The sequence below is a fragment of the Leifsonia sp. 21MFCrub1.1 genome (genome assembly GCF_900107895.1).
GTDB classification, from domain to species: Bacteria; Actinomycetota; Actinomycetes; order Actinomycetales; family Microbacteriaceae; genus Leifsonia; species Leifsonia soli.
Genome location: NZ_LT629867.1, coordinates 1,595,167 through 1,617,086, shown reverse-complemented (window position 1 = coordinate 1,617,086; position 21,920 = coordinate 1,595,167). Strand labels below are relative to the sequence as shown.

General features: G+C 70.1%; 20 protein-coding genes and 1 tRNA gene. 9 read left to right on the top strand and 12 right to left on the bottom strand.

Annotated elements, in window-relative coordinates; translation table 11 throughout:
- Nucleotides 1–2: 2 nt before the first annotated feature.
- From uvrB to polA, 7 genes are all read right to left on the bottom strand, one after another.
- Entirely contained in the window at nucleotides 3–2,069 is a 2,067-nt protein-coding gene (gene uvrB, locus BLW09_RS07625) for an excinuclease ABC subunit UvrB (RefSeq protein ID WP_089910635.1), read from the bottom strand.
- 61 nt (nucleotides 2,070–2,130) lie between these two features.
- Nucleotides 2,131–2,736 carry a dephospho-CoA kinase gene (gene coaE, locus BLW09_RS07620; protein WP_089910632.1) on the bottom strand — a complete coding sequence of 202 codons (606 nt, stop codon included), beginning with the start codon at nucleotides 2,734–2,736 and terminating at the stop codon, nucleotides 2,131–2,133.
- Nucleotides 2,737–2,851: 115 nt separating this feature from the next.
- On the bottom strand, nucleotides 2,852–4,294 hold the full coding sequence (gene rpsA / locus BLW09_RS07615) for a 30S ribosomal protein S1 (RefSeq protein WP_089910628.1): 1,443 nt from the start codon (nucleotides 4,292–4,294) through the stop codon (nucleotides 2,852–2,854).
- Between the two features lie 107 nt (nucleotides 4,295–4,401).
- The gene (locus BLW09_RS07610; protein WP_089910626.1) at nucleotides 4,402–5,385 is read right to left on the bottom strand and encodes an epimerase; all 984 of its coding nucleotides are present in this window, start codon (nucleotides 5,383–5,385) and stop codon (nucleotides 4,402–4,404) included.
- Nucleotides 5,382–6,068, bottom strand: coding sequence for a DUF4166 domain-containing protein (locus tag BLW09_RS07605; protein WP_089910623.1), 687 nt, complete (start codon nucleotides 6,066–6,068; stop codon nucleotides 5,382–5,384). The genes BLW09_RS07610 and BLW09_RS07605 overlap by 4 nt, the downstream gene beginning before the upstream one ends.
- 19 nt (nucleotides 6,069–6,087) lie before the next feature.
- Nucleotides 6,088–7,761, bottom strand: a complete 1,674-nt coding sequence (locus tag BLW09_RS07600) for a DUF885 domain-containing protein (RefSeq protein ID WP_089910620.1) — start codon at nucleotides 7,759–7,761, stop codon at nucleotides 6,088–6,090.
- Nucleotides 7,762–7,879: 118 nt separating this feature from the next.
- Nucleotides 7,880–10,558, bottom strand: coding sequence for a DNA polymerase I (gene polA, locus BLW09_RS07595; RefSeq protein ID WP_089910617.1), 2,679 nt, complete (start codon nucleotides 10,556–10,558; stop codon nucleotides 7,880–7,882).
- 58 nt (nucleotides 10,559–10,616) lie between these two features.
- Here polA and BLW09_RS07590 point away from each other — a divergent pair, with 58 nt between their 5' ends.
- Nucleotides 10,617–11,021: a hotdog fold thioesterase gene (locus BLW09_RS07590; RefSeq protein ID WP_089876069.1), complete on the top strand. Its 405-nt coding sequence runs from the start codon at nucleotides 10,617–10,619 to the stop codon at nucleotides 11,019–11,021.
- Between the two features lie 68 nt (nucleotides 11,022–11,089).
- Here BLW09_RS07590 and BLW09_RS07585 read toward each other — a convergent pair whose 3' ends face one another.
- A complete protein-coding gene (locus BLW09_RS07585) occupies nucleotides 11,090–11,695 on the bottom strand; it encodes an ANTAR domain-containing response regulator (protein WP_089910612.1) in 606 nt (201 codons plus the stop codon).
- Nucleotides 11,696–11,733: 38 nt separating this feature from the next.
- On the opposite strand from BLW09_RS07585, the gene BLW09_RS07580 reads away from it, so the two are divergent.
- Nucleotides 11,734–11,816, top strand: a tRNA-Leu gene (locus BLW09_RS07580).
- A 5-nt stretch (nucleotides 11,817–11,821) separates the two neighbouring features.
- Here BLW09_RS07580 and BLW09_RS07575 read toward each other — a convergent pair.
- Nucleotides 11,822–12,322, bottom strand: a complete 501-nt coding sequence (locus tag BLW09_RS07575) for an FBP domain-containing protein (RefSeq protein ID WP_089910608.1) — start codon at nucleotides 12,320–12,322, stop codon at nucleotides 11,822–11,824.
- 84 nt (nucleotides 12,323–12,406) lie between these two features.
- On the opposite strand from BLW09_RS07575, the gene BLW09_RS07570 reads away from it, so the two are divergent.
- Complete coding sequence (locus BLW09_RS07570; RefSeq protein ID WP_089910604.1) at nucleotides 12,407–12,730, top strand: thioredoxin family protein; 324 nt, start codon at nucleotides 12,407–12,409, stop codon at nucleotides 12,728–12,730.
- A 20-nt stretch (nucleotides 12,731–12,750) separates the two neighbouring features.
- Here BLW09_RS07570 and BLW09_RS07565 read toward each other — a convergent pair whose 3' ends face one another.
- Nucleotides 12,751–13,527 carry a hydrolase gene (locus BLW09_RS07565; protein ID WP_089910601.1) on the bottom strand — a complete coding sequence of 259 codons (777 nt, stop codon included), beginning with the start codon at nucleotides 13,525–13,527 and terminating at the stop codon, nucleotides 12,751–12,753.
- Nucleotides 13,528–13,624: 97 nt separating this feature from the next.
- Here BLW09_RS07565 and BLW09_RS07560 point away from each other — a divergent pair, with 97 nt between their 5' ends.
- Nucleotides 13,625–14,656, top strand: a complete 1,032-nt coding sequence (locus BLW09_RS07560; RefSeq protein ID WP_089910597.1) for an LLM class flavin-dependent oxidoreductase — start codon at nucleotides 13,625–13,627, stop codon at nucleotides 14,654–14,656.
- 154 nt (nucleotides 14,657–14,810) lie between these two features.
- On the top strand, nucleotides 14,811–15,749 hold the full coding sequence (locus tag BLW09_RS07555; RefSeq protein ID WP_089910593.1) for a hypothetical protein: 939 nt from the start codon (nucleotides 14,811–14,813) through the stop codon (nucleotides 15,747–15,749).
- Nucleotides 15,750–15,877: 128 nt separating this feature from the next.
- On the opposite strand, the gene BLW09_RS07550 is transcribed toward BLW09_RS07555, so the two are convergent.
- Entirely contained in the window at nucleotides 15,878–16,345 is a 468-nt protein-coding gene (locus BLW09_RS07550) for a VOC family protein (RefSeq protein WP_089910590.1), read from the bottom strand.
- A 109-nt stretch (nucleotides 16,346–16,454) separates the two neighbouring features.
- Between BLW09_RS07550 and BLW09_RS07545 the strand changes: the two genes are divergently transcribed.
- The gene (locus BLW09_RS07545) at nucleotides 16,455–17,243 is read left to right on the top strand and encodes an SGNH/GDSL hydrolase family protein (RefSeq protein WP_089910587.1); all 789 of its coding nucleotides are present in this window, start codon (nucleotides 16,455–16,457) and stop codon (nucleotides 17,241–17,243) included.
- Between the two features lie 100 nt (nucleotides 17,244–17,343).
- On the opposite strand, the gene BLW09_RS07540 is transcribed toward BLW09_RS07545, so the two are convergent.
- Nucleotides 17,344–19,776, bottom strand: a complete 2,433-nt coding sequence (locus tag BLW09_RS07540; protein WP_089910584.1) for a phosphoketolase family protein — start codon at nucleotides 19,774–19,776, stop codon at nucleotides 17,344–17,346.
- A gap of 139 nt (nucleotides 19,777–19,915) precedes the next feature.
- Here BLW09_RS07540 and BLW09_RS07535 point away from each other — a divergent pair, with 139 nt between their 5' ends.
- The 3 genes from BLW09_RS07535 (at nucleotide 19,916) to BLW09_RS07525 (ending at nucleotide 21,917) form a co-directional block, all read left to right on the top strand.
- Nucleotides 19,916–20,800, top strand: a complete 885-nt coding sequence (locus BLW09_RS07535; protein WP_231947122.1) for a L,D-transpeptidase family protein — start codon at nucleotides 19,916–19,918, stop codon at nucleotides 20,798–20,800.
- A 25-nt stretch (nucleotides 20,801–20,825) separates the two neighbouring features.
- Nucleotides 20,826–21,275, top strand: a complete 450-nt coding sequence (locus tag BLW09_RS07530) for a hypothetical protein (RefSeq protein ID WP_089910582.1) — start codon at nucleotides 20,826–20,828, stop codon at nucleotides 21,273–21,275.
- A gap of 72 nt (nucleotides 21,276–21,347) precedes the next feature.
- Nucleotides 21,348–21,917, top strand: coding sequence for a GNAT family N-acetyltransferase (locus BLW09_RS07525; protein WP_089910580.1), 570 nt, complete (start codon nucleotides 21,348–21,350; stop codon nucleotides 21,915–21,917).
- Nucleotides 21,918–21,920: the final 3 nt, after the last annotated feature.

Genomic DNA, 21,920 nt, shown 5'->3' with positions numbered 1-21,920 from the left:
GGTCAGCCCAGGTGCCCGGCCTTCTCCATCTGCCGCAGGTCGCGCTTCAGATCGGAGAGCTCGTCGCGCAGGCGTGCGGCCAGCTCGAACTTCAGCTCGCCCGCCGCGGCCAGCATCTGCTGGTTGAGGTCGGCGATCAGGCCCTCGAGCTCCGCCGCTCCCTGTGCCGCGATGCCGCCGTTGCGGAGATTCGGCGTCGGGCTCTTGCGCTTCTGCTCCCGGCCGGCGAGCATCCGGGCGGTGTCCGCCTCCTCGCGCGCCAGCACGTCGGTGATGTCGGCGATCCGCTTGCGCAGCGGCGTCGGATCGATGCCGTTGACCCGGTTGTACTCGATCTGCTTCTCGCGCCGCCGGTCGGTCTCCTCGATCGCGCTCTTCATGGAGTCGGTGAGCACGTCCGCGTACATGTGCACCTGGCCGGACACGTTGCGGGCCGCACGCCCGATCGTCTGCACCAGCGACGTCGAGGATCGCAGGAAGCCCTCCTTGTCGGCGTCGAGGATGGCGACGAGCGACACCTCCGGAAGGTCGAGGCCTTCGCGCAGCAGGTTGATGCCGACCAGCACGTCGTACACGCCCGCGCGGAGCTCGGTCAGCAACTCCACCCGGCGCAGCGTGTCGACATCCGAGTGCAGGTATCGCACTCTGACCCCGGCCTCGGCCAGGAAGTCCGTCAGCTCCTCCGCCATCTTCTTGGTCAGCGTCGTGACCAGCACGCGCTCGTCGCGCTCCACCCGCAGGCGGATCTCCTCCAGCAGATCGTCGATCTGGCCCTTCGTCGGCTTGACCACGATCTCGGGATCGATGAGGCCGGTGGGGCGGATGATCTGCTCGACCACGCCGTCGGCGATGCCGAGCTCGTACTTGCCGGGCGTCGCGGAGAGGTACACGGTCTGCCCGACCCTGTCCTTGAACTCGTTCCACTTCAGCGGGCGGTTGTCGAGCGCGCTCGGCAGCCGGAACCCGTGCTCGACCAGCGTGCGCTTGCGGGACGCGTCGCCCTCGTACATGGCGCCGATCTGCGGAACCGTGACGTGCGACTCGTCGATTACGACGAGGAAGTCGTCCGGGAAGTAGTCGAGCAGGCAGTGCGGGGCTTCGCCCGGTGCGCGGCCGTCGATGTGGCGCGAGTAGTTCTCGATCCCCGAGCAGAAGCCGATCTGCTCCATCATCTCGAGGTCGAACTGGGTGCGCATCCGCAGGCGCTGTGCCTCGAGCAGCTTGCCCTCGCGCTCCAGCTCCTGCAGCCGCTCGTGCAGCTCCTCCTGGATGGTGCCGATCGCGCGCTGCATCGTGGCCGGGCTCGCGGCGTAGTGCGTCGCGGGGAACACGGACACCGCATCCATCTTCGTGATCACGTTGCCGGTCAACGGGTGCAGCGAGTAGAGCGCTTCGATCTCGTCGCCGAACAGCTCGATGCGGATCGCGTTCTCTTCGTAGACCGGGATGATCTCGATCGTGTCGCCGCGCACGCGGAACTTGCCGCGCGAGAAGTCGACGTCGTTGCGCTCGTACTGCATGTTCACGAACCGGCGGATCAGGGCGTCGCGGCCGACGTTCTGCCCCACCTGCAGCGCGACCATCGCCTCCAGATACTCCTCCGCCGCACCGAGGCCGTAGATGCACGAGACCGTCGACACCACGACCACGTCGCGCCGGCTCAGCAGCGAGTTGGTGGTGGAGTGCCGCAGCCGCTCGACCTCGGCGTTGATCGACGAGTCCTTCTCGATGAAGGTGTCCGTCTGCGGCACGTACGCCTCGGGCTGGTAATAGTCGTAGTACGAGACGAAGTACTCGACGGCGTTGTTGGGCAGGAGCTCGCGGAACTCGTTGGCGAGCTGAGCCGCCAGCGTCTTGTTGTGCGCGAGGACCAGCGTCGGGCGCTGCACCTGCTCGATGAGCCACGCTGTGGTCGCCGACTTTCCGGTACCCGTCGCGCCCAGCAGCACCACATCGGTCTCACCCGCGTTGATGCGGGCCGACAACTCGGCGATCGCCTGCGGCTGGTCGCCGCTCGGTGTGTATTCGCTGACGACCTCGAAGGGACGGACGGAGCGCGTGGGAAGCATGTCCCCAGTCTAGGAAGGACCACCGACACTGCGGCCCGCTCTCGCTCACAGCGGAACGGCGTCAGCCCGCCGGCCGGCGCAGCTCGTCCCAGAGCGCGTCGACCTGCTCGATGGTGTGCTCCAGCGTCCCGCCGGTGTCGATCACGACGTCGGCGACGGCGAGGCGCTCGGCGTCGGAGGCCTGCGAGCGGATGCGGCGCTCGGCCTCGGCGCGATCCATCCCGCGGAGCCGGACGAGCCGGTCGACGCGCGTCTGCTCGTCGGCATGGGCGACGACGACACGGTCGAAGGGGTACGCGTTGGCCGACTCCACCAGCAGCGGGACGTCGTAGACCACGATCGCGTCCGGGTCGCGCTCGGCGGCCGCCCGGAACCGTGCGGTCGACTCCTTCAGCACGGCCGGGTGCGTGATGCCGTTGAGGGCCGCGAGGGCCTCCGGGTCGCCGAAGACGATCGCGCCGAGCGCCGGGCGGTCGAGACGGCCGTCGGCGTCGATCACCCCGTCGCCGAACCGGCGCGCGATCTCCGCCAGAGCCGGGGTGCCCGGCTCGACCACCTCGCGGGCGATGCGGTCGGCGTCCACCACGACGGCGCCGTGCGACGCGAGACGGGAGGCGATGGTCGATTTTCCGGACGCGATCCCGCCCGTGAGTCCGATCAGCTGCACGTGCCCAGCCTAGCCAGGCCGACGCAGGGCGACCGCATGCGCGCGTCATGCATCCGGATCACCGGAAACGACGAAGCGGCCGGCCCCGAAGGACCGGCCGCTCGTCAGAGGATGCTCAGTTGTTGGAGCTGAGCTTCTCGCGCAGAGCCGCGAGCGACTCGTCGTCGGCGAGGGTTCCGCCGGTGCCCGAGTCGGAGGTGTAGGTCGACGTGCCGCTGTCGGCGGCAGCCTCCTCGAGGCCCTTCGCAACCTGGCGCTTGTGCGCCTCCCAACGAGCCTGGGCGGCAGCGTACTGCTGCTCCCACTCGTCGCGCTGCGACTCGAAGCCTTCCTTCCACTCGTTGGTCTCCGGGTCGAAGCCCTCCGGGTACTTGTAGTTGCCCTGGTCGTCGTACTCGGTGACCATGCCGTAGAGGGCCGGGTCGAACTCGGTGCCCTCGGGGTCGACGCCCTCGTTGGCCTGCTTGAGGCTCAGCGAGATGCGGCGGCGCTCCAGGTCGATGTCGATGACCTTGACGAACACCTCGTCGCCCACCGAGACGACCTGCTCGGCCAGCTCGACGTGCTTGCCGGACAGCTCCGAGATGTGCACGAGGCCCTCGATGCCGTCCGCGACGCGGACGAACGCACCGAACGGAACCAGCTTGGTGACCTTACCCGGTGCGACCTGACCGATCGCGTGGGTGCGGGCGAAGACCTGCCACGGGTCCTCCTGCGTCGCCTTGAGCGACAGCGAGACGCGCTCGCGGTCCAGGTCGACCTCGAGGATCTCGACGGTGACCTCCTGGCCCACCTCGACGACCTCGGAGGCGTGCTCGATGTGCTTCCAGGAGAGCTCCGACACGTGGACGAGACCGTCGACGCCGCCGAGGTCGACGAACGCACCGAAGTTGACGATCGACGAGACGACGCCCTTGCGGACCTGGCCCTTGTGCAGGTTGTTGAGGAACGTGGTGCGGGACTCCGACTGGGTCTGCTCCAGCAGCGCGCGGCGCGAGAGCACCACGTTGTTGCGGTTCTTGTCGAGCTCGAGGATCTTGGCCTCGATCTCCTGACCCAGGTACGGGGTGAGGTCGCGGACGCGGCGCAGCTCGATGAGCGACGCCGGCAGGAAGCCGCGCAGGCCGATGTCGACGATCAGGCCGCCCTTGACGACCTCGATGACCGTACCGGTGACGACACCGTCGGCCTCCTTGATCTTCTCCACATCGCCCCAGGCGCGCTCGTACTGCGCACGCTTCTTGGACAGGATGAGGCGACCCTCCTTGTCCTCCTTCTGGAGAACGAGTGCCTCGACGGTGTCGCCGACCTCGACGACCTCGCTGGGGTCGACGTCGTGCTTGATGGAAAGCTCACGGGAGGGGATGACGCCCTCCGTCTTGTAACCGACGTCGAGGAGGACCTCGTCGCGGTCGATCTTGACGACGGTGCCTTCGATGAGGTCTCCGTCGTTGAAGAACTTCAGCGTCTTTTCGACCGCGGCAAGAAAGTCCTCAGCAGATCCGATGTCGTTGACGGCGACCTGCTTGGGTGCCTTGTCGGTCGTTGCGGTTGTCATGTAGTGGGTGCTCCGTAATGGACAGGAATCAGGCCGTCGCGGTGTTCTTCTGATGTGTTTCCGCGAACGGCAGGCGGATAGGGATGTCACACAAGTGACGTTCTAGTCTACCGGGCTGCGGACGCGTGCAGCAAGCCGCGGTCGGAGAGGATGTCGCGGAGCGCCGGCGCGAGGTCCGGGTAGGCGAAGGTGTAACCCGCGTCGAGCAGGCGTTCGGGCACGACCCAGCGGCTTTTCAGCACCAGCTCGGTCTCCGTCCGGATCGCGATGGAGCCGAGTTCGAGCATCCACCGGTGGGCCGGCAGCCCGATCGGACGGCCGAGCAGGCGGCGCAGCTCGGCCATCAGCGTGCGGTTGTCCGTCGGGTTCGGCGCGGAGATGTTGACCGGTCCGTCGAGGTCGGACCGCCCGCGCAGGAACTCGATCGCCCCGAGCACGTCGGCGATGTGGACCCAGCTGAAGCGCTGGCGGCCGCCACGCGCCCGGAACTCGTGGAACGTCCCGGCATTGCGGCGCGCGGTCGTGGCGAACCACGGCCCGTCGATCTGGGGACCGCCCAGCCCGAACCGGGTCAGATTGACCAGCGGCGTGAGCGCGCTGCCGTCGCCGAGCACGATCGCCATCCGCAGGGCGACGCGTCGGGTTCCGGGGAGATCCCCCTCGAACAGCTCGCGCTCCCAGGCCTTCGCGACCTCGACCGAGAAGCCCGTCCCGAGCTCCCCCGTCGACTCGGTCATCGGGCGGTCCTCGGCGTGACGGTAGATGGTCGCGGTGGAGGCGTTGAACCAGACCGGCGGCGGCGCGTCGCTCTGCGCGATCGCCTCCCGCACGGCGCGGGTCGTGGCGAGCCGCGACCGGAAGATCTCCGCACGATTGGCATCGCCGTAGCGGCAGTTGACGCTCTTCCCGGCGAGGTTGATCACCGCGGCGGCGCCGGAGACCGCCGCGCGCAGACCCGCCGCGTCGTCCCACCGCACGTCGGGGCCGGAGCGGCCGATGAGGACCACCTCGGCTCCCGCAGAACGGTAGTGCTCCTCCAGGTAGCGCCCGACGAAACCGGACGCCCCCGCGATGACGATGCGCTCTTTCACTCCGATGACTCCCCCGATTGTGTGCGTGCCCGTCTGTGTTCCTGTGTCGCGCTGTGTTCCCGCGTCGCGGCTGCCCGCTCGATGCTGTACCGGAACCGCCCCCGGTACTGGTAGATCCTGCCGATCAGCGGCGCGCGGACGACGATGGACACCCGTTGCTGCTCGTGCTGGTCGTCCCACTGCTCGGTCAGCGCGACGACCGGGGCGAGCGGATCCGGGATGCGCACCCGCCGGCCGCGGACGACGAGCCACACGGCGGTCGAGCGCAGCCGCAGACCGCCGTCCCTCACCGTCGCCGCGAAGCGCGCCTCCGCCCGGACCGGATCGCCGAGGCGGTCGACGATCGCGCCACCGTCGACGCGGATCACGTCCGACATGGTCGCGTGGCCGGAGCGCAGCAGGAACGTGCGCGCCGCCGCGACCGCGGGCTGCCCGAACGGTGCGCCGACGGAGCGGTTCTCGACGGTGAATGGCACCTCGCGCTCCCAGACCGGGAACATGACGTGCGATCGAGCGAACACGGCGAGCACCGGCCACAGCCACCGCCGCGGCGTTCCGACCGTCTCGAACACGCCCGTCCCCCGGCCGACCGCGCCGGCCGGGATGGCGTCGAAGTACGCCCGCAGTCGCGGATGCAGCTCGTCGAACGCCGCGCCCAGCGCGGCGCGGTACGGGGAGGTCACCGAGAAGAGGGTGCGCCGCTCAGTCGAGCAGCGCCGCCTTCAGCGTGTCGAGGCCGACGCCGCCGATGTCGAGGGCCTTCTTGTGGAACGCCTTGATGTCGAACGACGCGCCCTCGCGGCGGGCGTACTCGTCGCGCAGCTGCTCCCAGATGCGCTGGCCGATCTTGTACGACGGCGCCTGCCCGGGCCAGCCCAGGTAGCGGTTGACCTCGAAGCGGACGAAGCCGTCGTTCATGTTGACGTTCTCGCGGAGGAACGGGAACGCGTCCTCTCCCGTCCACGCCCGCGAGCCGTCCGGCAGCGGCTTCTCGAGGTGCACGCCGATGTCGAGCACGACGCGCGCCGCGCGCATGCGCTGCCCGTCGAGCATCCCGAGCCGGTCGGCCGGGTCGTCGAGGTAGCCCAGCTGCTCCATCAGCCGCTCGGCATAGAGCGCCCAGCCCTCGGCGTGCCCGGACGTGCCTGCGATGCGGCGCCACGAGTTGAGCTGTGCCTTGTTGTAGGTCGCCTGCGCGATCTGCAGGTGGTGGCCGGGGACGCCCTCGTGGTACACGGTCGTCAGCTCGCGCCAGGTGTCGAATTCGGTCACGCCCTCGGGGACGCTCCACCACATCCGGCCCGCTCGCGAGAAGTCGTCGCTCGGTCCGGTGTAGTAGATGCCGCCTTCCTGCGTCGGCGCGATCATGCACTCGAGGCGGCGGATCTCGGCGGGGATGTCGAAGTGCGACTTCCCGAGCTCTTCGATCGCGCGGTCGCTGGTCTCCTGCATCCAGCGCTGCAGCGCATCGGTGCCGTGCAGCTTGCGGCTCGCGTCGCCGTCGAGGAACTCGATCGCCTCGAGGACGGTCGCTCCCGGCTTGATCTCGCGCGCGATCGACTCCTGCTCCGCACGCATGCGGGCGAGCTCCTCGATGCCCCACTCGTACGTCTCGTCGAGGTCGACGGTGGCGCCGAGGAAGCTCCGGGAGGCCAGCGCGTACAGCTCGCGGCCCACGGCGTCCTTCTCGGGGGCGTGCGGGGCCAGCTCGTTCTCGAAGAAGTCGGCCAGCGTGGCGTACGCCTGCGCGGCCTCCTTCGCGCCGTCCGCCAGATCGCCCTTCAGCGACCCGGGAAGCGTGCCGTTGAGCGGCTTCGCGTCGCCGGTGAACTCGAAGAAGAAGCCCGTGTCGGCGACCTGCTTCCGAGCCTGCGCGAGCACCTCGCGCACCTGACGGATCGCCGGGACGTTACCCGCTGCGATGCCGCTGCGCAGGGTCTCGATGTAGCCGTTCATCGCGGCCGGGAGGTTGTGGAGGCGCTTGGCGACGTTGGCCCAGTCGTCTTCGGTGTCGGTCGGCACGAGGTCGAAGATGTCGCGCAGCTCCTGCGGCGGCGACGCGATGACGTTGAGGTCGCGCTGGGCGAAGCCCGCCTCGTGCTTCTCGACGGTGAGCTGCAGCTCACGCATGAGATCCATCTTCGTGACGCGGTCGATGTCGTCGACCGGCTCGGCCGCTTCGATGCGGGCGAGGGTCTCTCTGACTTTGCCGATGGTGTGCTCAGCACCGGCCGGCGAATAATCGGCGTACTCGCCCTCGCGGCCTGGGCGGCCGAGCCAGACGTGGAACTCCGGGTACAACTCGAGCTGGGTGTCGACCCACTCCTCGGCGATCGTGTCGACCGGAGTGGGTTCGCGCTTCTGATCGTTGGTCATGATCCGACCCTATCGAGGAGGCGGCGGCCCGGTCACGGTGTGATCGAGTGCGCACCTCGCCGAGTCGTGAGTAGATGCGCGAATTCGGGACGAGTTGCGACATGATGTCGCAACTCGATCAGTGCGCGGCGGCGTCCCAGTTCGAGCCGCGGCCGACCTGCACGTCGAGCGGCACGCGGAGGTCGGCGGCGCCCGCCATGCGGGCGCGCACGATCGCCTCCAGGGCGTCCCACTCCCCCGGAGCCACCTCGAAGATGAGCTCGTCGTGCACCTGCAGCAGCATGTGAGACTCGAGGCTCTGGTCGATGATGTCGCCGGCGATCCCGAGCATGGCGACTTTCATGATGTCGGCCGCCGAGCCCTGGATGGGCGCGTTCAGCGCCTGCCGCTCCGCGTTCTCCCGGAGCACCCGGTTGGTCGACGTCAGGTCGGCGAACGGGCGACGGCGGCCGAAGATGGTCTCGGTGAAACCGTCGACACGCGCCTGCTCCACGACGTTGCGCAGGTAGTCGCGCACCGCGCCGAACCGCTCGAAGTAGTCGGTCATCAGCTGGCGCGCCTCGGAGGTCTCGATGCGCAGCTGCTTCGAGAGGCCGAACGCGCTCAGGCCGTAGGCCAGACCGTAGGACATCGCCTTCACCTTGGTGCGCATGGCGGACGTGACCTCGGACGGGTCGACACCGAACACGCGGGCGCCGACGAACCGGTGAAGGTCCTCCCCCGCGTTGAACGCCTCGATCAGACCGGGGTCTTCCGACAGGTGCGCCATGATCCGCATCTCGATCTGCGAGTAGTCGGCCGTGAGCAGCGTCTCGAAGCCATCGCCGTGGCGGAACGCCGAGCGGATCTCGCGCCCCTCCTCCGTGCGGATCGGGATGTTCTGCAGGTTCGGGTCGTTCGACGAGATACGGCCGGTGCTCGTGCCGGTCTGGTCGTACGTCGTGTGGATGCGGCCGTCGCCCTCGACGGAGCGCTCCAGCGTCTCCACGATCTGCTTCAGCTTGGTGGCGTCGCGGTGCTGCAGCAGCAGGCCGAGGAAGGGATGCGGGTTCTTCTCCTGCAGGTCGGCGAGCGATCCGGCGTCGGTCGAATAGCCGGTCTTCGTCGCGCGCGTCTTCGGCATCCCGAGCTCCTCGAACAGCACCTGCTGGAGCTGCTTCGGCGAGCCGAGATTGATCTCGTGGCCGATCTGCGCGTACGCCTGCGCGGCGTAGTCGTTGGCCTTGTCGGTGAGCTCTCCGCGGAGCCGGGCGAGCACCTCGGAGTCCATGGCGACGCCGGTGAGCTCCATCTCGGCGAGCACGGCGACGAGCGGCAGCTCGATGTCGTCGAGCACCGCGCGCGTGCCATCGTCGAGGGCGATCATCTGCCCCTCGGCGACCCGGCGGATGTACCACGCCTCGGTCGCGGGGCTCACGGCGTCGTTGATCGGGACGAGCTGGTTCGGGTCCGAGACCGGGAGCGTCTCGCCGAGGACCTCGTACACCTGCTCGGCCAGCGACTGCGGGGCGGCACCGGGCTTCACGAGCCAGGAGGCGATGCGCGTGTCGAACGCCAGCCCGTCGACCACGAAACCGGCCCGGCTGAGCGCCTTGAACTGCGGCTTCGCGTGGAAGAAGTACTTGGGCGCGCTGCTCGCGAGCCACTGCTCGAGCGCTTCGTAGTCCTTCCGGCCGGCGACCCACGGCACATACACCGTGTCGGCGGCGGCGGCGGCGGCCAGGCCGAAGCCCGTGATGCCCGCAGGCCCGAGCTCCAGCTGGACGGCGACCGCCGCACCGTCGGCGGACGCGCGGGACAGCCAGTTCGCGAGCTCCTCGTCGACCATCGTGCGGACGGCCGGGGCGCTCACGGCGCCGGCGTCGCCGACCTCGACGGCGGACGCGGCGCCGTCGAGCATGCCCTCTTCGGCCGCGGTCTTCATCAGGCGGTCGAGCAGGGTCTTGAACTGGAGCCGCGCGAAGATGTCGCGCACCGCGTTCTCGTTCAGCGGCTTGCGCTCCAGGTCGTCAAGCGCGACGGGGAGCTCCACGTCGTCGAGCAGCTGGTTGAGCCGGCGGTTGCGGAGCGCGTTCTCCTTCTGGTCGCGGAGGTTCTGCCCGACCACGCCCGTGATCTCGTCGGCGTGCTCGACGATGTTCGCGACCGTTCCGTACTTCTGCACCCACTTGACGGCGGTCTTCTCGCCGACCTTGTCGATGCCGATCAGGTTGTCGCTCGTCTCGCCGACCAGGGCGGCGATCTCGGGGTACTGGTGCGGTTCGATGCCGTACTTCTCGCGCACGGCCGCCGGGTCGTACACCTTCAGCTCGGAGACTCCGCGCACATTCGGGTACAGCAGGGTCACGTCGTCGTTGACCAGCTGGATGGTGTCGCGGTCGCCCGAGACGAGGAGAACGCGGTACCCCTCATCCACCCCGCGGCGGGCGAGCGTCGCGAGGATGTCGTCGGCCTCGTAGTCCTCCTTCGCGATGGTCGTGACGTTCATCGCGTGGAGCGCCTCTTCGAGCAGCGGGACCTGGCCGGCGAACTCCGACGGCGTCTCGCCGCGCGTGCCCTTGTACTCCGGGTACTCGCGCGTGCGGAACGAGTAGCGGGAGATGTCGAACGCGACCGCGATGTGCGTCGGCTTCTGCTGCTGGAGCAGGTTGATGAACATCGCGATGAAGCCGTGGATCGCGTTCGTGTGCTGACCCTCGCGGTTGACGAAGCTGTCCACCGGAAGCGCGTAGAAGGCCCGGAAAGCGAGCGAATGGCCGTCGATCACGAGGAGGGTAGGCTTTTCGGAGTCTGACACCAGGCAAGCCTACAAGGGGCCGGTGACACTCCAGACGACCCGTCGAGAGAGGCCGAGGATGACCGAAGACGCGCTCGCGTACGTGCAGCAGAGAGGGCTCGGCCGGCTGGCCGAGAAGATGGGCATCGAGATCATCGAGTTCAGCGTTGAGCGCTCCGTCGCGCGCATGCCCGTCGAGGGGAACACCCAGCCTGCTGACCTCCTGCACGGCGGCGCGTACGTCGTCCTCGGCGAGTCGCTCGGCTCGATGTCGGCCAACCTCTACGCCGGCGAAGGGCGCCTGGCAGTCGGCATCGAGATCAACGCATCGCACACCCGGTCGGCCACGAGCGGCTACGTCACCGGCGTGTGCACGCCCATCCACCTGGGCCGGACGCTGACGACGCACGAGATCGCGGTCACCGACGATCAGGGGCGCCGCTGCTCCACGATCCGCATCACGAACCTGATCAAGGACCTGTGACAGGATTCGTCACGAATGGTCGCCATTCGTGACGAATGGCGACCATTCGTGACGAACCGCGGCGCGCCTTACTTCTTGGGCGCGAGCTGCTCGATGATCGCCTGGGCGACGTCGTGCATGGTGAGGCGGCGGTCCATCGACGCCTTCTGGATCCAGCGGAACGCCTCCGGCTCGCTGAGGCCCATCTTCTCGTTGAGCAGGCCCTTGGCGCGGTCGACGAGCTTGCGGGTCTCGAAGCGCTGCACCATGTCGGATACCTCGGCCTCCAGCGCGATGATCTGCTGGTAGCGGGCGAGAGCGATCTCGATGGCGGGCAGGAGGTCGTTCGGCGTGAACGGCTTCACAACGTAGGCGAGCGCTCCGGCCTCGGTCGCGCGCTCGACGAGCTCCTTCTGGCTGAACGCGGTCAGCAGCACGACGGGCGCGATGTGGTCCTTGGACAGGCGCTCCGCGGCGGAGATGCCGTCGAGCTGCGGCATCTTGACGTCCATGATGACCAGGTCGGGCCGCAGCTCGGTCGCGAGCGCGACCGCCGTCTCGCCGTCACCGGCCTCTCCGACGACCTCGAAACCGTTGTCGCGCAGGATCTCGACGATGTCGAGGCGGATGAGCGATTCGTCCTCCGCCACGACGACGCGACGGGGTGCGGTGGGGGTGGATTCCTGGTCAGTCACGTCCGAAAGCCTACGGTATTCTTCAGGGGTTGTTGTGCGCCGCTGTGGCGGAATGGCAGACGCGGAGCACTCAAAATGCTTTGTCCGGAAGGGCGTGTGGGTTCGAGTCCCACCAGCGGCACGACTTCAGATGCGGGCGCCGACCACGGTCGCGGCGAACCGCCTGGCACGGTCGGCGAGGCCGGAGATGCGGTCCTCGACCACCCGGTCGGCGTCGAACCCGACATACGACGGAGGCGGCGTGCGCCGCACGTTGGCGCTGCACTCGAACGCACCGCAGACCAGCGTGCCGACCGTGTCGCCGTTGCGGCCGGGCTGACCGGCGCGGCGCGCCGACCAGAACCAGACGTCGTTGGTGAGGTGCACATCCTGGCACCAGCCGCACATCGATGGCGCATGAGACCGCATGGAGGCCTCTGACGCGCGCAGCACGATCCCGACGGGGCCGTCCGCTGTCGGGATGACGACGTAGCCGCGCTGCGGGAGCCGCGGGTCGCGCCATCCGAGGTACTCGCGTCTGGCCCAGTCCACCTCGTGCAACCCGGGCGGGAGCGGAAGCTCTTCCGCTTCGCTGCGGGAGCAGTTGACGAACGACTCGCGGATCTGCTGCGGGCTCAGGATCTCCATGCGCACCTCCTCCTCCCATGCTCGCACAGGATCGGCGCGTCTCCGCTTGACCCTGCCCCTGTGGTCAGGGCTTAGCGTGCTCGCATGACCACGATCGAGAGCGTCACTGACGCCACTTTCCCGGAGGCCGTGCTCGCCGCGCCCGGCACCACCGTCGTCGAGTTCTGGGCGGAATGGTGCGGTCCGTGCCGCGCGCTGGGCCCCATCCTGCAGCAGCTGCAGGACGAGCACGCCGACCGCATCCGCATCGTCAAGATCAACGCGGACGAGAACATGGAGAGCACGGTCGCCTACAAGGCGCTGGCCCTCCCGGTGATGAAGGTGTTCCGCGACGGCGAGGTGGTGAAGACCATCATCGGGGCGAAGCCGAAGCCCGCGATGGAGCTGGAGCTCGCGCCGTTCCTCTGAGCGGCGTGCTCCGGCCGACGTCAGGTGAGGTGGTCGAACGCCCCGCTGACCCACCCGATGTAGCGGTCGGCCGAGCGCAGCACCGCGTCGCGCGCCTCCCGCGGGATGACGTTGCCCAGGTTGCCGTACATCCGGTCGAAGGGGCGGTCGCAGACCGCGTCGGCGATCCGCCGGACGACGGCGGCGGACAGCGGGATGTCGTTGGGGAAGCTGCGCTGGAAGGTCACCCACCGCTGCGACGGTCCGGGGAAGACCGTGTCGCCGCTGAGCACGACGCCGCGGTCCCAGTGCACGACAGCGCTCCCGGGGAAGTGCCCTCCGACCGTGCGCAGCAGGACGCCGGGGAGCACCTCCTCCTCTCCCGTCCACGACTGGATGGCCGGGTCGTCGCGCTGCACCCAGTGGCGGTCGGCCGCGTTGACGAGCACCGGCGGGTCGCCGAGCATCCGCGACCAGGTCACCTGCGCGCCGAACATGTGCGGGTGGCTGGTCGCGATGACGGCGACCCCGCCGAGGTCCTGCACCGCCGCGGCCGCGGCTTCGTCGACGTACCCGGGCGGGTCCCAGAGCAGGTTGCCGTCCGAGGTGCGCAGCAGCAGGCCCTGCTGGCCGATGCCCACCTTCGGCTCGCTGCGCAGCCCATACAGATCGGGCTCGAGCTCGGCGACCACGATGTGCTCGCCCTCGCGCTGCAAGCGCTGCAGCGTCGTCCACTCCTGACCCGTCGGCGGCACGTACTGCCGCTCGTCCTCGCAGATCGGGCAGCGCTCGGGAGGCTCCTCCCCCGACGCCGTCATCCGGGGCACCGTCTCCACGGCACAGGTCGCACACAGCCACTCCGCCACACCCGGGACTCTAACCCGACGGAATAGGCTGCGACCAGGACCGATTGGAGTGGATGTGAAACGCATCGGGTTCCTCAGCTTCGGGCACTACCAGCCCATCCCCGGCTCCGTGTCGCGCACCGCCGCGGACGCCCTCCACCAGGCGATCGACCTCGCCGTCGCCGCGGAGGAGCTCGGAGCCGACGGCGCGTTCTTCCGCGTGCACCACTTCGCGCCGCAGCTCGCGTCGCCGTTCCCGCTGCTCGCCGCCATCGGCGCGCGCACCTCGCGCATCGAGATCGGCACGGCCGTCATCGACATGCGCTACGAGAACCCGCTCTACATGGCGGAGGATGCGGCGGCGGCCGACCTGATCTCCGACGGCAGGCTGCAGCTCGGCGTCAGCCGCGGCTCACCCGAGACGGCGCTGCGCGGCTCCGAGTCGTTCGGCTACGTGCCCGCAGACGGCGAGACGGATGCGGACATGGCCCGGCGGCACACCGAGCTGTTCCGCGCGGCGATCGCCGGGGCGGGCGTCGCGGAGGCGAACCCGGCGATGACCGGCGGGCAGCGCGGCGCGCTGGCGATCGAGCCGCAGTCCCCCGGCCTCGCCGACCGGATCTGGTGGGGCGCGGGCACCCGCGCGACGGCCGTGTGGGCGGCGGAGCAGGGCATGAACCTGATGAGCTCGACGCTGCTGACGGAGGACACGGGCGTTCCGTTCTCCGACCTCCAGGCGGAGCAGCTGCAGCAGTACCGCGACGCCTGGGCGGCGGCCGGCTGGGAGCGCGAGCCCCGGGTGTCGGTCAGCCGCAGCATCCTGCCGATCACGACCGACCTCGACCGCCGCTACTTCGGAGCCTCCGCCCTCGCGGAGCGGCACGACCAGGTCGGCCACCTCGACGGCGGGCTGGCGCGCTTCGGCAAGAGCTACGTGGGCGAGCCGGAGCGGATCGTGGAGGAGCTGCGCGAGGATGCCGCGGTCGCGGACGCGGACACGCTGCTGGTGACGGTCCCCAACCAGCTGGGCGTCGAATACAACGCCCACCTGCTGGAGACGATCGTCACCCAGATCGCTCCTGCGCTGGGCTGGCGCGACTGAGAGGCGTCACGGCGCCGGCACGCGCAACGCGACACACCACGCGGATCGTGTACCCCGAATGCGGCATAGACGTATTCCGGGATACTGCGATGATGGTCGTACCGCACACCCGAATCTGCGGTGACCGTTCCGTTCCGCGATCTAAGGGTGTGCCATGCGAGCTCCGACTCTCCGCTCAGCGATCACCTCTGCCGCGCTCGCACTCGTGGTGGGCGGCTCCCTCGTCGCCGCAGCCCCGGCGACCGCGGTGACGCAGCGCGTCGACGCGACGTCGCCGACCTCGGCGATCAGCGGGATGTGGGCGTGGGGCAACCCGATCGACCCGGCGGAGGATGCGCGCGGCGAGGGGCTGCCGCAGTTCGAGCCGCAGGCGCTCGCCGAGTTCGCTGCGGCACACCACCTGCGCACCGTCTTCCTGTCCGTGCCGTGGGCGGCGGACGAGGGCCCCTTCGGCGTGTGGCTGACGGATGCCGTCGACGCCCTGCACGCCGCCGGCGTGACCAAGGTGGCGGCCCTCGGCGGCGACCCCGCGTGGGCGGGCGACCCGTCCCTCGCGGCGACGTGGACCTCCGCGGCCCTGCGCGCGGCTCCCTTCGACGCGGTGCAGTTCGATGTCGAACCGTGGGTGGTCTCGTCCGACGACGAACTCCCCGCCGTGGTCGCCCAGCTCCAGGCCATGTACGACGCGGCCCGCACGGCCGCGGGGTCCGTTCCGATCGGCGCCGACCTGCCCTGGTGGCTCGCGGCGAAGCCGCAGCCGGGAGGCGGTACGGCGTTCGACGCGCTGCTCCCCCACCTGAAGTCGGTCGCGATCGTGGCGTTCAGCGACCACGCGGCGGGGACCGACGGGATCGTGGCGCTCGCGAAGCCCGCGGCGACCGCGGCAGCCGCCAAGCGCATCCCGTTCAGCATCGGCGTCGAGACGGACACCCCCGAGGTCGCCGGCGGACCAGCCGCGACCTTCGGGGACGACAGCGCGGCCCTGCTCGAGGCCGAGACGGCGAAGGTGCGAACGGCCCTCGGCGGCCTGCGCGGCTACGGCGGCGTCACGGTCGAGCACCTCCTCAGCTGGCAGACCCTGCTCGCCCCCTGACCTGACCCTCACCCCTCGCCCTCACCCCGCCCACACCCCGCCCACACCGCGAGCGAGGTGCTCATAGGTGCGGCGGACACGCCGTGCAAGAGGGCAGGTGCGAGCACCTCACGGGATGCGAGCGTGCGTCAGCGGCCGTCGGCGGCGGCCTCCAGCGCGGCGATGTCGAGCTTCCGCATCCCGAGCATCGCCTGGTTCGCCCGGGCCGCGCGCGCCGGGTCCGGGTCGGACTGCAGTTCGAGCAGCCGCTTCGGCACGATCTGCCAGCTGACGCCCCAGGGGTCCTTCAGCCAGCCGCACATGCTCTCCTCGCCGCCGTCCGCGGTGAGCGCCTCCCACAATCGGTCGACCTCGGCCTGGTCGTCGCACAGCACCGAGAGCGAGAACGCCTCGGTGAAGCCTCCGGCGGGCCCGGTGTTCATGGCCTGGTACTCGACGCCGGCGAGGGTGAAGCGCAGCACAACGAGGCCGTCCGGCATGCCCTCCCCGAAGCGCTGGACCTCCAGTATCTCGGAGCCGGGGATCAATGACGTGTACAGCCGGGCCGCCTCCTCCACCCCCTTCTCGAACCACAGGAACGAACTGACCTTCTGCATGGGTCCCCCTCCATCGCCTCGTGCGCGGGCCGCATCGTCCGCGGGCCGCGCCCTCCGTCGGACGCGGTCGATGCGGCCCATGGTAGCCGCGCGGAGTAGCGTTGCACCCGTGTCCAGCACCGCATTCGCCAGCTACATCGCCATCGGAGACAGCTTCACGGAGGGCGTCGGCGACGAGCTGCCGGACGGCCGCGTCCGGGGCTGGGCGGACTTCGTCGCTCTCGGGATGGCCGCTGCCGCCGACGGGCCGTTCCGGTATGCGAACCTCGCGGTGCGCGGCCGCAAGCTGGGGCCGATCGTCGCCGAGCAGGTCGATCCGGCGATCGCGCAGCATCCCGACCTCGTCAGCCTCAACGGCGGCGGCAACGACATCATGCGACCCCGCGTCTCGATCGACGCCGTCGCGCAGACACTGATGGATGCGGCGGACCGCGTCGTGGCGTCCGGCAGCCACATGCTGCTGCTGAGCGGCGCGAACCCGAGCGCGCACCTGCCCCTCGGCGGTCTCATCCGTCGCCGCGGCGAGGAGCTCGCGGCGGCCGTCCGGGCGATGCTCCCCCGCGAGGGCATCACCTTCGTCGACAACTGGGCCGATGAAGGCCTGGAGGACATCCGGTACTGGTCGGAGGACCGCCTGCACCTGGGCCCGCTCGGCCACGCGCGGGTGGCGAGCAACGTGCTGACGGCGTTCGGCATCCCGGTGCCGGGCGAGTGGGGCGTCGAGGAGGTCGCCGCCGCGCCGCCGGGCGAGCGCACCCGCCGCACGGCCGACTACTACCGCCGTCACGTGCTGCCGTGGATCGGCCGCCGGCTCACCGGGCGCTCCTCCGGAGACGGCCGCGCCGCGAAAATCGCCGAGCTGACCGTGGTCGACCCGGAGACCCTCCGCCCGCTCTGACCTCCGCGCCGCCTACGGCCACGTCGAGTGGACACGACACGCCGTCCGGCGACTGGCGCGGACGGCGTGTCGTGTCCACCTAGTGCACGGGGGACCCGGGTCAGTCGTTGTCGCCGCCGGTCGTGTCGAACCGGGTGGTGCGGTCGCCGCCGGCCCAGGTCCACTCCGCGACCTCGGGGATGTCCTCCCCGTGCTCGCGCGTGTACTGACGCGCCCGCAGGCGGGCGTCCTGCATTTCCTGACGCAGCTCGGCCTCGCGGGCGGCCAGTCCGGGTACGCGGTCGATCACGTCGATCACCAGGTGGTAGCGGTCGAGGTCGTTGAGCATCACCATGTCGAACGGCGTCGTCGTCGTGCCCTCCTCCTTGTAGCCGCGCACGTGCAGGTTCGCGTGCCCGTTGCGGCGGTAGGTGAGCCGGTGGATGAGCCACGGGTAGCCGTGGTACGCGAAGATGACGGGCTTGTCCGCGGTGAACAGCGCGTCGTACTCGCGGTCGTTCAGCCCGTGCGGATGCTCCCCCTCGCTCTGCAGCCGCATCAGGTCGACGACGTTCACCACGCGCACCTTCAGGTCCGGCAGCCGGCGGCGCAGGATGTCGGCCGCGGCGAGCGTCTCGAGCGTCGGGATGTCGCCCGCGCAGCCGAGCACCACATCCGGCTCCTCCCCCTCCACCTCGGTCCCGGCCCACGGGAAGATGCCGATGCCGCGCGTGCAGTGCGCGATGGCCTCCTCCATGGTCAGCCAGTTCGGAGCGGGCTGCTTGCCGGCGACGACCACGTTCACGTAGTCGACCGACCGGAGGCAGTGGTCGTAGGTCGACAGCAGCGTGTTGGCGTCGAACGGCAGGTAGACGCGCACAACGTCGGCCTTCTTGTTGACCACGTGATCGATGAAGCCCGGGTCCTGGTGCGACGCGCCGTTGTGGTCCTGCCGCCAGACATGCGAGCTGAGCAGGTAGTTGAGGGAGGCGACCGGTCGACGCCAGGAGACCTCGCCGGCCGACTTCAGCCACTTGGCGTGCTGGTTGAACATCGAGTCGACGATGTGGATGAACGCCTCGTACGACGTGAACACGCCGTGGCGGCCGGTCAGCAGGTAACCCTCCAGCCAGCCCTGGCACTGGTGCTCGCTGAGCACCTCCATCGCGCGGCCTGTCGGCGCGAGGTGGTTGTCGTCGTCGATCGGCAGGTAGCCGGCGTTCCACTGCTTGCTGGTCGTCTCGAACACGGCCTGGAGCCGGTTGGATGCGATCTCGTCCGGCCCGAACAGCCGGAAGTCGTGCGGGTTGGCGATCATCACATCCCGCAGCCACTCGCCCAGGACGCGGGTCGCCTCCGCGACGGTCTCGCCGGGCGCGGGCACGTCGACGGCGTAGTCGCGGAAGTCGGGCAGCCGCAGGTCGCGCCGCAGCAGGCCGCCGTTCGACACGGGGTTGGCGCTCATCCGCCGTTCGCCCTCGGGGGCGAGGCCGGTGATCAGCTCGATCGGGCGTCCCTGCTCGTCGAACAGCTCCTCCGGGCGGTACGACGCGAGCCAGCTCTCCAGCAGCCGCGTGTGCGCCTCGGTGTCGCGGGCGTTCGCGAGCGGGACCTGGTGCGAGCGCCAGTTGTTCTCGGCGGGGTGCCCGTCGATCTCGGCAGGGCAGGTCCATCCCTTCGGGGTGCGGAGGATGAGCATCGGCCACGCGGGACGGCCGTCCAGCTCTCCGGCCGCCGCTGCCGCCTTGATCTCCGCGATCCGGTCGAGGATCTCGTCCAGCGTCGCCGCCATCCGCTCATGCACCGCGCGGGGGTCCTCGCCGTCGAACCCGCCGGAGACGATGTAGGGCGTGTAGCCGTAGCCGCGCATCAGATCGAGCAGCTCGGACTCGGGGATGCGCGCGAGCACGGTCGGGTTGGCGATCTTGTATCCGTTGAGGTGCAGGATCGGCAGGACGACGCCGTCCTGCTCCGGGTTCAGGAACTTGTTGGAGTGCCAGGCGGTCGCGAGCGGTCCGGTCTCGGCCTCGCCGTCGCCGACGACAGCCGCCACCAGAAGGTCCGGGTTGTCGAACGCGGCGCCGTACGCGTGCGAGAGGGCGTAGCCGAGCTCGCCGCCCTCGTGAATCGAGCCGGGCGTCTGGGGAGCCGCATGGCTCGGGATGCCGCCGGGGAAGGAGAACTGGCGGAACAGGCGGCGCAGGCCGTCCTCGCTCCGGTCGATCGCGCTGTACAGCTCGCTGTACGTCCCGTCGAGGTAGGCGCCGGCGACGACGCCCGGCCCGCCGTGGCCGGGGCCGGCGACGAAGAGGGTGTTCAGGTCGCGCTCGCGGATGACGCGGTTCAGGTGCGCGTAGATGAAGTTGAGCCCCGGAGTCGTCCCCCAGTGGCCGAGCAGCCGCGGCTTGATGTCGTCGCGCGAGAGCGGCCGCCGCAGCAACGGGTTGTCGAGCAGGTAGATCTGCCCCACGGACAGGTAGTTCGCCGCGCGCCACCAGGCGTCGATGCGGTCGAGGGTGTGTTCATCCAGGGTGCGCTCCGCGGCCGTCGTCATATCGCGATCCTACGGGGGACCCCGGGGGTGCGACAGGTCCGACAGCTGCCTTTCGGACCGCCGCGGCGCCTGACACAGTCGGCAGCACGGCGGGTCTGACAGGGTCCCCGGGCGGTGACGGGAAGAGGGCGGAGGAGCCATGAGCAGCACAGCGCAGCGCGCAGCGGCTCTCGGACTGCTCGTCCTCCTCGCCGCCGCTGTCGCCGTGGCGGGGAGCGTGGCATTCGGGCCGCCACGCCTCCCCGCCATCGGATCCGGCGCGATGTCGCAGCGGAGCTCGCCGCTCGCCGGGCCCGGTGGCGACGCATCCCCCGTCGGCCCGGCGACTCTCGCAACCCTGCCCGCCGCCACCTTCGATGCGGTGATCCCCCGGCTGTTCGCGTACGACGGGACGGCGGACACGATCACCACGCGCTACAGCATCGAGACGGACATCGCCCTGTACGGGCGCGACCGTCGCACGCCGGTCGCCCGGCTGCTGGCGGCCGACTTCCTCGGTGCAGCGACCACGGTCGTCGGCGCCGCTCCGGAGGGCGACTGGACGCTGATCCTCACGCCGGCGCGGGTGACCCTTCCGTCGCAGTCCGGAGGAACGGCGCCGGCGCAGAGCGCCGCCTGGGTCCGGACGGCGGACGTGCACGGCCCGAAGCAGCTCGCCGACCGCGTCCTGATCTCGGTGGGCCGGCAGTCGCTCACCATCCTGCAGGACGGCACGGCGCGACAGACCTTTCCCGTCGGCGTCGGCACCCCGGGCACGCCGACGCCGACGAACACGACCGGATACCTCCAGCAGCGCTACCTCGACCCGCGCCAGGGCGAGACCGTCCACCCGATCCAGCTCACGTCCCTCCACGCCACCGCCGCCGACGAGCCGTACACCGGTGGCGACGGCGGACTGATCGGGATCCACTACGCCGGCGTCAGCACGGGGGCTGTCTCGCACGGCTGCATCCGCGTCGACGCCGACGCCATCGGTGCGGTGGACGAGCTGCCGCTCGGCACCCCCGTGACCATCGTCCCGTGAATCCGCCGCCGGAAAGGAACCGACCATGAGCCACCCCCGAATCCGCATCGCCGCGCTCGCGGCCGTCGCGATCGCCGTCTCCCTGCTCATAACCGCCTGCACCGGGACGCCGGCGCCCGGTCCGACGACCGCGCGGCCGACCGCGACCAGCGTCGCCGGCCTCCCCACCGGCGTGCAGCAGGCGACGGACGTGCCGACCGATGTCCCCAACACCCCGGAGCTCCGGAAGAACGTGGCGCTCGCCTCCTGCGAGAAGGCGGACGGAGGATGGCGCGCGGGCGGAACGGCCTCCAATCCCACGGACACGGCCGTCGACTACACGATCACGGTCTTCTTCACCACCGACACGGGAACCGTGCTCGGAACGGCGGACACGACCGTCTCCGTCGGTGCGAAGGAGAAGAAGGACTGGACGGCGACCGCAGCGCTCACGCCCGCGCCCAAGACGGTGTGCGTGCTCCGCGGGGTGGGGTGAGCGCACCTCCTCGCCGCGCGGCGAGGCGCCGGGGCCCTAGCCCGTTCCACGACGGCGCGCTAGCGTCGAGGTATGAGCGACACTGTGGTCCGGCCGGTCGACGATGCCGTCTGGGGCGACCTGGAGACCGTGTTCAGCACCCCGGGCGACCCGTCGGGATGCTGGTGCCAGTGGTTCAAGGTGCCCCGGGCGCAGAACGACCGGATCTCGGTGGACGAGCGCCGCGAGCTGCTGCACGAGCAGGTGCGGTCCGGTTCACCGGGAGTCATCGCCTGGATCGACGGACAGCCCGTCGGCTGGGCCGCGGTGGAGCCGTACTCGGCCTACCCGACACTCGCCCGCTCCCCCATCACCCGCAGGCGCGACGACGACCCCGCCGACCCGTGGGCGGTGACGTGCTTCGTGGTCCGGTCCGAGTTCCGCCGGCAGGGCGTCGCCCGTGCGCTGCTGGACGGCGCGGTCGCGCATGCCCGCACGCAGGGCGCCGAGGTCGTCGAGGGGTATCCGGTCGACCCGGAGGTCCGGCCCTCGCTGTCCACGGCGGAGCGCTATCACGGCACCGTCGCGCTGTTCCGCGACGGCGGGTTCGAGGTGGTGCGCCGCCCGAGCGCGACGCGCGCCATCATGCGGCGCACGGTCTGAACC